General features: G+C 52.0%; 9 protein-coding genes and 1 tRNA gene. 7 read left to right on the top strand and 3 right to left on the bottom strand.

The window, feature by feature from the left end:
• Nucleotides 1–171: 171 nt before the first annotated feature.
• Nucleotides 172–247 (bottom strand) — tRNA-Gly (locus VJY99_RS02495).
• Nucleotides 248–421: 174 nt separating this feature from the next.
• Complete coding sequence (gene orn, locus VJY99_RS02490; protein WP_324116021.1) at nt 422–967, bottom strand: oligoribonuclease; 546 nt, start codon at nt 965–967, stop codon at nt 422–424.
• 113 nt (nt 968–1,080) lie between these two features.
• Between orn and rsgA the strand changes: the two genes are divergently transcribed.
• The 3 genes from rsgA (at nt 1,081) to mscM (ending at nt 6,784) form a co-directional block, all read left to right on the top strand.
• Nucleotides 1,081–2,136: a small ribosomal subunit biogenesis GTPase RsgA gene (gene rsgA, locus VJY99_RS02485; protein ID WP_324116019.1), complete on the top strand. Its 1,056-nt coding sequence runs from the start codon at nt 1,081–1,083 to the stop codon at nt 2,134–2,136.
• A 79-nt stretch (nt 2,137–2,215) separates the two neighbouring features.
• Nucleotides 2,216–3,169 carry an archaetidylserine decarboxylase gene (asd, locus tag VJY99_RS02480; protein ID WP_324116018.1) on the top strand — a complete coding sequence of 318 codons (954 nt, stop codon included), beginning with the start codon at nt 2,216–2,218 and terminating at the stop codon, nt 3,167–3,169.
• Between the two features lie 276 nt (nt 3,170–3,445).
• Nucleotides 3,446–6,784: a miniconductance mechanosensitive channel MscM gene (gene mscM, locus VJY99_RS02475; protein WP_324116017.1), complete on the top strand. Its 3,339-nt coding sequence runs from the start codon at nt 3,446–3,448 to the stop codon at nt 6,782–6,784.
• Nucleotides 6,785–6,825: 41 nt separating this feature from the next.
• On the opposite strand, the gene epmA is transcribed toward mscM, so the two are convergent.
• Complete coding sequence (gene epmA / locus VJY99_RS02470; protein ID WP_324116015.1) at nt 6,826–7,803, bottom strand: elongation factor P--(R)-beta-lysine ligase; 978 nt, start codon at nt 7,801–7,803, stop codon at nt 6,826–6,828.
• 329 nt (nt 7,804–8,132) lie between these two features.
• Between epmA and frdA the strand changes: the two genes are divergently transcribed.
• Genes frdA through frdD form a run of 4 tightly spaced genes read left to right on the top strand, consistent with a single transcriptional unit; the run spans nt 8,133 to nt 11,431 of the window.
• Entirely contained in the window at nt 8,133–9,926 is a 1,794-nt protein-coding gene (gene frdA, locus VJY99_RS02465) for a fumarate reductase (quinol) flavoprotein subunit (RefSeq protein WP_324116013.1), read from the top strand.
• Entirely contained in the window at nt 9,919–10,656 is a 738-nt protein-coding gene (locus tag VJY99_RS02460) for a succinate dehydrogenase/fumarate reductase iron-sulfur subunit (RefSeq protein ID WP_324116011.1), read from the top strand. Before frdA ends, VJY99_RS02460 begins: the two co-directional genes overlap by 8 nt.
• A 10-nt stretch (nt 10,657–10,666) precedes the next feature.
• Nucleotides 10,667–11,062 (top strand): fumarate reductase subunit FrdC, encoded by a 396-nt coding sequence (frdC, locus tag VJY99_RS02455; protein ID WP_324116009.1) that lies wholly within the window; start codon nt 10,667–10,669, stop codon nt 11,060–11,062.
• Between the two features lie 9 nt (nt 11,063–11,071).
• Complete coding sequence (gene frdD, locus VJY99_RS02450) at nt 11,072–11,431, top strand: fumarate reductase subunit FrdD (RefSeq protein WP_064540797.1); 360 nt, start codon at nt 11,072–11,074, stop codon at nt 11,429–11,431.
• Nucleotides 11,432–11,481: the final 50 nt, after the last annotated feature.

Raw genomic sequence — 11,481 nt, 5'->3', positions numbered from 1 at the left:
GGAAACGAGACTCGAACTCGCGACCCCGACCTTGGCAAGGTCGTGCTCTACCAACTGAGCTATTCCCGCATATTCTTTGTCTTTCAAGCCGCTGCTGCGTTAACTGCCTTGCCGCAACTCGAAACCCATCGAAATTGGTGGTACTGCATGGCTAAAAGCCTAATCAAATTTTGGAGCGGGAAACGAGACTCGAACTCGCGACCCCGACCTTGGCAAGGTCGTGCTCTACCAACTGAGCTATTCCCGCTCTGTGTAACGCTGCAAATTCTGCATCGGTACGGGAGGCGCATTATACGAGAAAACGTTTTTGCCGCAACCCCCTCAAAAGATTTTTTTCACAAAATTAGTTCGAGTGGCGATTTAAACGACAAAGTGGGTGTTTTTTCAACGAAGGAGGAGTTTAACTCCTCCAGAACGCCTGTCAAAGCTTAATAAAGTTCTCACGGTAGAACGCTAACTCAGCGACTGACTCGCGAATATCGTCCATTGCCTGATGAGTACCCTGCTTTTTGAAATCAGCCAAAATTTCAGGTTTCCAACGACGCGCCAACTCTTTCAGGGTGCTGACATCCAGATAACGGTAGTGGAAGTACTCTTCCAGTTCCGGCATGTACTTAAACAGGAATCGGCGATCCTGGCCGATACTATTACCGCAAATAGGCGAGCTATTCGCAGGAACCCAAAGCTTGAGGAACTCAAGCGTTGCCAGTTCAGCGGCACGGTCATCCTGAGTACTGGCCTTAACACGCTCAACCAGACCACTGCCAGTATGGGTACGCACATTCCAGTCATCCATCAGAGCCAACTGTTCGTCCGATTGATGGACAGCAATCGTTGGCCCTTCAGCAAGGATATTTAAATTGGCATCGGTAACCAGAGTGGCAATTTCAATTATGCGATCCCGCTCGGGGTCCAGGCCGGTCATTTCTAAATCAATCCAAATCAGATTGTTTTCATTTCCACTCATGCTATTTTCCACCCTTCTTGTGCGTAGCCCACCTCTGTCGATGGGTTAATTCGTATAAAATAGTGTGTATCATAGAGGTTTTGCCCATCACGGGCGACCAGGAGCCAGTAAGATTGAGCAAAAATAAACTCTCCAAAGGACAGCAGCGCCGGGTATCAGCAAACCACCAGCGTCGGCTGAAACAAACTGTGGAGAAAGCCGATCCTGACGACTCTCAGTTTGGTGAACCACGCGATGGCCGCGTGATCAGCCGTTTTGGCCAACATGCCGATGTAGAATCCCCTGGCGGCGACATCCATCGCTGCAACATTCGCCGTACCATCCGTTCGCTGGTCACAGGTGACAACGTGGTCTGGCGTCCAGCCAAAGAGGCTGCGGTCGGTGTCACGATTAAAGGCATTGTTGATGCGGTGCACGAACGCACTACCGTCCTGACACGCCCTGATTTCTATGACGGCGTAAAACCGATTGCCGCCAACATCGATCAAATCATCGTGGTTTCCGCTATTTTGCCTGAGCTGTCACTAAATATTATTGACCGTTATTTGGTTGCATGCGAAACGCTTGATGTCGAGCCGCTGTTGGTACTGAACAAAACTGACCTGCTCGACGAAGAAGGTCTGAAGTTCGTCAACGAACAAATGGATATCTACCGCGGCATTGGTTATCGCGTGCTGATGGTCTCCAGCCACAAAGTCGAAGGTCTGAAAGAACTTGAGGAAGCGCTTATCGGGCGTGTCAGTATCTTTGCCGGGCAATCGGGCGTGGGGAAATCCAGCCTGCTCAATAACCTGCTCGGTTTCAAAGAAGTCCAGATTCTGGTCAATGATGTCTCAGACAACTCCGGTTTGGGCCAGCACACCACGACCGCTTCACGTCTGTACCACTTCCCTGGCGGCGGCGATGTTATCGACTCCCCAGGCGTGCGCGAATTTGGTTTGTGGCACTTAGAGCCGGATCAAGTCACTCATGGGTTCACTGAATTCCACGACTATTTAGGTCGTTGCAAATACCGTGACTGCAGCCACACCAACGATCCAGGCTGCGCGCTGCGCGAGGCCGTTGAGCGTGGGGAAATCGCCCAAACGCGTTTTGAAAACTACCATCGGATACTGGAAAGTATGTCCGAGGTAAAATCGCGTAAAACCTTTTCCGATACTGACCGCTGACAATTAAGCTGGGCATCGCTAAAATCGCGCTCCTTTTTGTGTATGCCCGCTTACATGTGTACTTAGCCAGGAGGCTATCTTGTTAGACAATTTTAAACTTTCACTCCAGTACATCCTGCCTAAACTTTGGCTGACACGCCTGGCAGGCTGGGGTGCAAGCAAACGAGCTGGCTGGTTAACCAAACTGGTTATCGATCTGTTCGTCAAATACTACAAAGTCGACATGAAGGAAGCACAGAAGCCGGACACTGCCAGCTATCGCACCTTCAACGAATTCTTCGTACGCCCACTGCGTGACGATGTTCGCCCGGTGAACACCGATCCGAATGTGCTGGTGATGCCAGCAGACGGCGTTATCAGCCAGTTAGGGCCAATCGAAGAAGACAAAATCTTGCAGGCAAAAGGCCACAACTACAGCCTTGAAGCCCTGCTTGCGGGGAATTACCTAATGGCAGATTTGTTCCGTAACGGCAGCTTCGTTACCACTTATCTGTCACCGCGTGATTACCACCGCGTTCACATGCCGTGTAACGGTATTTTGCGCGAAATGATTTACGTGCCGGGCGACCTGTTCTCCGTGAACCATTTAACAGCGCAAAACGTCCCGAACCTGTTTGCCCGTAACGAACGCGTTATCTGCCTGTTCGATACCGAATTTGGCCCGATGGCACAAATTTTGGTGGGTGCCACCATTGTTGGCAGCATCGAAACCGTTTGGGCTGGCACGATAACCCCTCCGCGTGAAGGCGTTATCAAACGTTGGACTTGGCCTGCGGGTGAAAGCGACGGTTCTGTGGCGCTGTTAAAGGGCCAGGAAATGGGTCGTTTCAAACTGGGTTCGACAGTTATTAACTTGTTCGCACCAGGTAAATTAAATCTGGTCGAACAGCTGGAAAGCCTGTCTGCAACCAAAATTGGTGAGCCATTGGCTATTTCTACAGAGCTGATGAGCGAACCAGAAGTGCCAGTGAGTGAAATCCCAGAAGTAGTCGTCGCGACTGAAGCGGTAGAGAACAAGCCAGACATCGAATAACTCTATGGCCCAAAATAATTCGAGTTGTGGGAAGACGGCAAGAGAGTGAGTCCCGATGAACTTACTGTAGTAAGTCATTCGGGCGAGCAAACGTGGCCAACGCACCCACAACTTGAAGTATGACGGGTATATTACCCAACCCAAAGTCATTCGAGCTGTAGCAAGGCGGCAACTGAATGAGTCCCCAGGAGCTTATATAAATAAGTGACTGGGGTGAACGAAGGCAGCCAATACAGTGACAGCTTGAAGGACGAAGGGTAAACCAAAGGGACTGACGTGCGCCTGATAATCACTTTACTGATGGCCTGGTGCCTCAGCTTTGGCGCCTTTGCCGCAACGGCCCCCGACGCCAAACAAATTTCCCAGGATCTTGAACTAGCCAAGTCGGCAAAGGATAAACCTGGTAGTGCTGAAACGGTAGAAGCGCTTCAGGCAGCTCTCAATGCGCTTGATGAACGCAAAGTTTCCCTGGAACGAGCCACTCAATATCAGCAAGTTATAGATAATTTCCCTAAGCTGTCTGACACCTTACGTCGGCAGATCAATAACCTGAGCGATGAACCGCAAAAAGTGCCAGAAGGCATGTCGACCGATGCGTTAAATCAGGAAATCCTGCAAGTTAGCAGCCAGTTGCTGGATAAAAGCCGCCTTGCGCAGCAAGAGCAGGAACGCACTCGCGAAATCACGGATTCACTCAGCCAACTCCCGCAACAGCAAACCGATGCTCGCCGCCAGTTAAACGACGTTGAACGTCGGATAGGAACCCTGCCGTCTACCAGCACACCGCTAATACAGGCGCAAAACATCTCTTTGCAGGCTGAGTCTTCACGCCTGAAAGCGTTAGTCGATGAACTGGAATTGGCACAATTGTCGGCCAGTAACCGCCAGGAGCTCGCTCGCCTGCGGGCTGAGTTGGCCCAAAAACAGAGTACGCAGTTGGATGCCTGGCTTCAGGCATTGCGTAACCAACTTAACAACCAACGCCAGCGTGAAGCCGAAAAAGCCCTGGAAAGTACTGAGTTGCTGGCAGAAAGCAGCGCAAACCTGCCATCAGATATTGTCGTTCAGTTTAAAAATAACCGTGAATTATCCCAGGCGTTGAACCAGCAGGCTCAACGTATGGATTTAGTGGCGTCTCAGCAACGCCAGGCATCCAGCCAGACCTTACAAGTCCGCCAGGCACTCAACACGCTCCGCGAGCAGTCACAATGGCTTGGCGTTTCGAATATTCTGGGCGAGGCATTACGTGCGCAGGTCGCTCGTTTGCCTGAAATGCCAAAACCCCAGCAATTGGACACCGAACTCGGCCAATTACGTGGTCAGCGTCTGCATTACGAAGACCTGCTAAACAAACAGCAACAATTACGCCAGCTTCGTCAGGCTAATGGCCAGGAGCTGACCGGCGAACAAAATCGTATCCTGGAAGCGCAACTGCGTACCCAGCGCGAACTGCTTAGTTCCCTGTTGCAAGGCGGTGATAACCTCATTCTCGAACTGACCAAACTGAAAGTGGCAAACAGCCAGCTTGAAGATGCGTTAAAAGAGGTCAACGAGGCCACCCACCGTTACCTGTTTTGGACTTCAGACGTCAGCCCGATTGGTATCACCTGGCCCGTTGAGATTGTGCAGGATTTGCGCCGACTGGTGTCGATGGATACATTCAGCCAGCTCGGCAGCGCCACCATCATGATGCTGACCAGCAAGGAAACGCTGCTGCCGCTGTTCGGCGCATTGATATTGGTGGGCTTGAGTATCAGCTCACGCCGCCATTTCACCGCCTTCCTTGCACGCTCTAGTGCCAGGGTCGGTAAGGTCACACAGGATCATTTCAGCTTAACGTTGCGTACTGTGTTCTGGTCGATTCTGGTGGCGCTGCCTTTGCCAGTGCTTTGGGCAACGCTGGGGTACGGGCTGCAAGCTGCCTGGCCGTATCCTCTTGCCGTGGCGATTGGTGATGGCGTGACAGCGACAGTTCCTCTGCTGTGGGCGGTGATGATTTGTGCGACATTCGCCCGCCCGAATGGCTTGTTCATTGTGCATTTTGGCTGGCCGAAGCAGCGTGTGGCACGCGCCATGCGTTACTACATGATGAGCATCTGTCTGATCGTGCCACTGATTATGTCAGTGATCATGTTTGATAATCTCAGCGACAGAGAGTTCTCCGACTCGCTTGGACGGTTGTGCTTTATTTTGATTTGCGGCGCGATGGCGGTCGTCACGTTAAGTCTGAAACGTGCCGGGATCCCGCTGTATCTGGATAAACAAGGTAATAGCGAAAACATTGCGAATACGATGTTGTGGAACTTGCTACTGGCGGCCCCGTTACTTGCCATTCTGGCAGCGGCTGTCGGTTACCTGGCCACAGCGCAAGCGTTGCTCGCAAGGCTTGAAACGTCGGTCGCCATCTGGTTCCTGCTGCTGGTCGTTTACCATATCTTCCGCCGTTGGATGCTCATCCAGCGCCGCCGCCTGGCATTTGACCGCGCCAAACATCGCCGTGCAGAAATCCTTGCTCAGCGTGCCCGTGGCGAAGAAGAACCCGCACATGCCCACAGCACTGAAGGCTCGGCTGAAGCCATCGAAGAGCCAGAAATAGATCTGGATACTATTAGCGTACAGTCCTTGCGTCTGGTGCGTTCGATTCTGATGCTGATTGCGCTGTTATCGGTCATTGTGTTGTGGTCAGAAATACACTCCGCCTTTGGCTTCCTTGAGAACATCACATTGTGGGATGTGACCTCAACCGTACAAGGTGTAGAAAGCCTTGAGCCGATTACGCTCGGTGCCGTACTGATTGCGATTCTGGTGTTGATTATCACCATGCAACTGGTGCGTAACCTGCCCGCACTACTCGAACTTGCGTTGCTACAGCATCTGGATTTGGCACCGGGCACGGGTTACGCCATAACAACCGTGACCAAATATCTGCTGTTACTCATCGGTACGTTGGTCGGTTTCTCAATGATTGGCATTGAGTGGTCGAAGTTGCAATGGCTCGTCGCCGCACTAGGTGTGGGGTTAGGTTTTGGTTTGCAGGAGATTTTCGCCAACTTTATTTCTGGCCTGATAATCCTGTTTGAAAAGCCGATTCGTATTGGCGATACGGTGACAATCCGTGATCTCACTGGCAGCGTCACCAAAATTAATACGCGAGCAACGACCATCAGCGACTGGGACCGTAAAGAGATAATCGTGCCCAACAAGGCGTTTATCACCGAGCAGTTCATCAACTGGTCGCTATCAGACTCCGTCACACGTGTGGTGTTAACGGTTCCGGCACCCTCTGATGCTAACAGCGAGGAAGTAACGAAAGTGTTGTTGCTGGCGGCTAAGCGCTGTTCGCTGGTGATTGATAACCCCGCGCCAGAAGCATTCCTCGTGGATTTACAGGCCGGTATCCAAATCTTTGAACTGCGTATTTACGCCGCAGAGATGAACCACCGTATGCCACTGCGCCACGAGATTCATCAGTTGATTCTGCAAGGATTCCGCGAACACGGTATCGAACTGCCATTCCCACCATTCCAGATGCGTCTGGATAGTTTGGGTGGGCAACGTAGCAGTAAGACGCTGTCATCGTCGGGTAAAGCGGGCAGAATGCCGGGGGGATTGTAATAAAAAAGGCGGGCGGCGTTTAATCCGCGCCCGCCTTTTAATTAAGCGCGGTCTACCGGGAACGCCAACACGTCAGCCAGGCTTTCAGCCTTCAACGCCAACATAATCAAACGATCGACACCTAGCGCAACACCTGAACAATCCGGTAATCCCGCTTTCAGCGCTTCCAGCAAATTCAAATCGATTGGCTGTTGCGGCAAACCGCGAGCAGCACGTTTACGGTTATCCTGCTCGAAACGCTGCTGCTGTTCACGCGCATCCGTTAATTCGTGGAAACCATTCGCCAGCTCAATACCTCGGAAGTAAACCTCAAAGCGCTCGGCTACGCGGTGGTCTTCGGTGCTGATCTCCGCAAGTGCGGCCTGGCTTGCCGGGAAGTGGTAGACAAACGTGGGTTTGTCTTTACCAATGTGCGGTTCTACACCCATGCTGAAAAGCAGTTGCAGCAAGATATCGCGATCTTCTTCCTGGTCGGCAATGTTGCTTAAATCAAGCTTTGCTGCCACTTCACGCAGCTGGTTTTTGTCCGCGGAAAGCGGGTCAATGTCCAGGTGACGCTGAAAAGCTTGCTGATAAGAGAGAGATTCAGCGGCATCAGTTTCCAGAACCTGTTGCAGCAAATCATCAACTTCATTCATCAGTCGATACATATCGTAGTGCGGGCGATACCACTCCAGCATGGTGAATTCTGGATTATGGTGGCGACCCATTTCTTCGTTACGGAAACTGCGGCACAGCTGGAATACCGGGCCAATGCCCGCCGCCAACAGGCGTTTCATGTGATATTCCGGACTGGTCATCAGGTACAAATTGACGCCCTGAGCGTGGCCTGGGCCAACAAAACGGGTTTCAAACGGGAACAGATTGATATCCGTTACCGTAGCCTGGCTCATGCAGGGTGTTTCCACCTCCAGTACACCGCGATCGGCAAAAAAGCGCCGAATTACCGCCATGATTGCGGCGCGTTTCAACAGATTGGGGATGGATGCGCTCGGCTGCCAGGTGGCCGTTTCGCTCATGGTAGAGTCTCCGTATTCAAACAAGGCGAAGAAGTCTACTCGTAACGCATTAGGGAGACAAATTTTGCGCAGGAAATTTTCACCGTCCGCCGCGCCGACTCGCCAATAAAAATTTGAATTTCGTGACGGAACTCATCATCAAAATTAATTAATTGCTGCATTGAACATCAAAAAAATCGAACACATCAAATTTCCATAGAATGCCTGCGGCTATAATTCACTACTTACGAAGGAGCAGGGATAACCCTTTCGCTATAGCTAGCGCCGTATCGGTGGACTATCTTTGGTTAAATTAGCAAAGCGAAATAACTAAAATCTGGAGGAATGTCGTGCAAACCTTTCAAGCCGATCTCGCCATAATAGGCGCTGGCGGAGCGGGCTTACGAGCAGCCATCGCGGCGGCACAAGCCAATCCACAAGCCAAAATTGCTCTGATCTCTAAAGTCTACCCAATGCGCAGCCACACTGTTGCCGCTGAAGGGGGCTCTGCCGCTGTAACGCAGGATCACGACAGTTTCGAATACCATTTTAATGACACCGTATCGGGTGGTGATTGGTTATGCGAGCAGGATGTGGTCGACTACTTCGTCCATAACTGCCCAACCGAAATGACACAGCTTGAGCAATGGGGTTGCCCGTGGAGTCGTCGTCCGGACGGTTCAGTCAACGTTCGTCGCTTTGGGGGGATGAAGATTGAGCGTACCTGGTTTGCCGCAGATAAAACCGGCTTCCATATGCTTCACACCTTGTTCCAGACTTCATTACAGTTCCCGCAAATCCAGCGTTTTGACGAACATTTCGTGCTCGATATTCTGGTTGATGACGGTGCTGCACGTGGCCTGGTCGCCATGAATATGATGGAAGGTACGCTGGTGCAGATCCGCGCGAATGCCGTGGTAATGGCAACCGGCGGTGCGGGTCGTGTTTACCGCTACAACACCAACGGCGGTATCGTAACCGGCGATGGTATGGGCATGGCGTTAAGCCACGGTGTACCGCTACGCGATATGGAATTCGTGCAATATCACCCAACTGGCCTGCCAGGTTCCGGTATTCTGATGACGGAAGGCTGCCGTGGTGAAGGCGGTATTTTGGTCAACAAAGATGGCTATCGCTACCTGCAAGATTACGGTATGGGGCCTGAGACTCCGTTGGGCGAACCGCGTAACAAATACATGGAACTCGGTCCACGCGACAAAGTTTCTCAAGCCTTCTGGCATGAATGGCGCGCTGGCCGCACCGTTCCAACACCACGCGGTGATGTGGTTTATCTCGACCTGCGTCATTTGGGTGAGAAGAAACTTCTCGAGCGCCTGCCATTTATCTGCGAGCTGTCGAAAGCTTATGTCGGCGTAGACCCGGTAAAAGAGCCGATTCCAGTTCGCCCTACCGCGCACTACACCATGGGTGGTATCGAAACGGATAGCCAATGCGAAAGCCGCATCAAAGGGCTGTTTGCCGTCGGCGAATGCTCATCTGTTGGTTTACACGGGGCAAACCGTCTGGGTTCTAACTCCCTTGCTGAGTTGGTGGTGTTTGGCCGTTTGGCTGGTGAAAATGCCATGAAGCGCGCGAACGAAGCGCAACCTGCCAATGATGCTGCGTTGAATGCGCAAGCCGCTGACGTCGAAACGCGTCTGAAGAAGTTGGTTAATCAGGAAGGCAGTGAAAACTGGTCGAAAATCCGCGACGAGATGGGTCTGTCGATGGAAGAAGGCTGCGGTATTTATCGCACGCCAGAACTGATGCAGAAAACCATTGATAAGCTGTCTGAGTTGCAAGAACGCTTCAAACGCGTGCGCATCACCGACACCTCCAGCGTGTTTAATACCGATTTGCTCTACACCATCGAGTTGGGCCACGGCCTGAACGTTGCGGAATGTATGGCGCACTCGGCGATGGCGCGTAAAGAGTCTCGTGGAGCTCACCAGCGCTTAGACGAAGGTTGTACCGAGCGTGATGACGTGAACTTCCTCAAGCATACTCTCGCTTTCCGTGACGAGAATGGAACCACGCGTCTGGAATACACTGATGTAAAAATCACGACTTTGCCACCGGCTAAACGCGTCTACGGTGCGGAATCCGAAGCGGCTGACAAGAAGAAGGAGACGTCGAATGGCTGATCTGATGAAGACTCTGAAGATTGAAGTGGTGCGCTACAACCCGGAAACGGACAGCAAACCGCACAGTGCCATCTACGAAGTGCCTTATGATGAACAAACCTCACTGCTTGATGCATTGGGTTACATCAAAGACAATTTGGCACCCGATCTGACTTACCGCTGGTCATGCCGTATGGCTATCTGCGGCTCGTGCGGCATGATGGTCAACCGTGTGCCAAAACTGGCCTGTAAAACCTTCCTGCGCGAATACACGCAGGGCATGAAGGTTGAAGCGCTGGCGAACTTCCCTATCGAGCGTGATTTAGTGGTCGACATGACCCACTTTATCGAAAGCCTGGAAGCGATTAAGCCTTACATCATCGGCAACCCGCGCACGCCAGATCAGGGGCCAAACACTCAGACGCCTGCACAGATGGCGAAATACCATCAGTTCTCTGGCTGCATCAACTGTGGCCTGTGCTACTCGGCTTGCCCGCAGTTTGGTTTGAATCCTGAGTTCATTGGCCCAGCGGCAATTACGCTTGCGCATCGTTACAACCTGGATAACCGCGACCATGGCAAGAAAGAGCGTATGGCGCAGCTAAACGGCCAGAATGGCGTCTGGAGCTGTACTTTCGTGGGCTACTGCTCCGAAGTTTGCCCAAAACACGTCGATCCGGCTGCTGCCATCCAGCAGGGTAAAGTCGAAAGTTCGAAAGACTTTTTGATTGCCACCCTGAAACCACGCTAAGGAGTGCAAAATGACTACCAAACGTAAGCCATATGTACGGACGATGACTCCGACCTGGTGGCAAAAGTTGGGTTTCTACCGTTTTTATATGATTCGCGAAGGAACCGCTGTGCCGACCGTCTGGTTCAGCATTCTACTGTTATGCGGTCTGTTTTCGCTGAAAAGCGGCCCAGAAAGCTGGGCAGGATTTGTCAGTTTTCTGCAAAACCCGATTGTCGTCATCCTCAATCTGATCACCTTAGCGGCTGCTTTACTGCATACCAAAACGTGGTTTGAACTGGCACCGAAGGCCGCCAATATCATCATTAAAGATGAGAAAATGGGACCAGAACCGGTGATTAAAGGATTGTGGGCGGTGACCGCTGTCGCCACTGTCGTCATTCTGTTTGTTGCACTGTTCTGGTAAGGGGACGTCATGATTAATCCAAATCCAAAACGCTCCGACGAGCCGGTATTCTGGGGTCTGTTTGGCGCAGGCGGCATGTGGGGCGCGATCATCGCACCTGTCATCGTATTGCTGGTGGGCATTATGCTGCCGCTGGGTCTGTTCCCGGGCGATGCGTTAGGTTATGAGCGTGTGCTGGCATTTTCGCAAAGCCTGATTGGCCGCCTGTTCATCTTCCTGATGATTGTGCTGCCGTTGTGGTGCGGGCTACACCGTATCCACCATGCCATGCATGACCTGAAAATTCACGTGCCGTCTGGTAAGTGGGTGTTCTACGGTCTTGCGGCCATTCTGACCGTGGTGACCTTTATCGGTGTGATCACTCTCTAATCACGCGGATTGTCAAAGAGGCCTGCCATCGTGCAGGCCTTTTTATTTGT

Origin of the sequence: Buttiauxella sp. (genome assembly GCF_035271705.1) — a bacterium.
Lineage (GTDB): Bacteria > Pseudomonadota > Gammaproteobacteria > Enterobacterales > Enterobacteriaceae > Buttiauxella.
The sequence above is the reverse complement of the archived record's forward strand: the minus strand, read 5'-3'. Positions and strand labels throughout refer to the sequence as shown.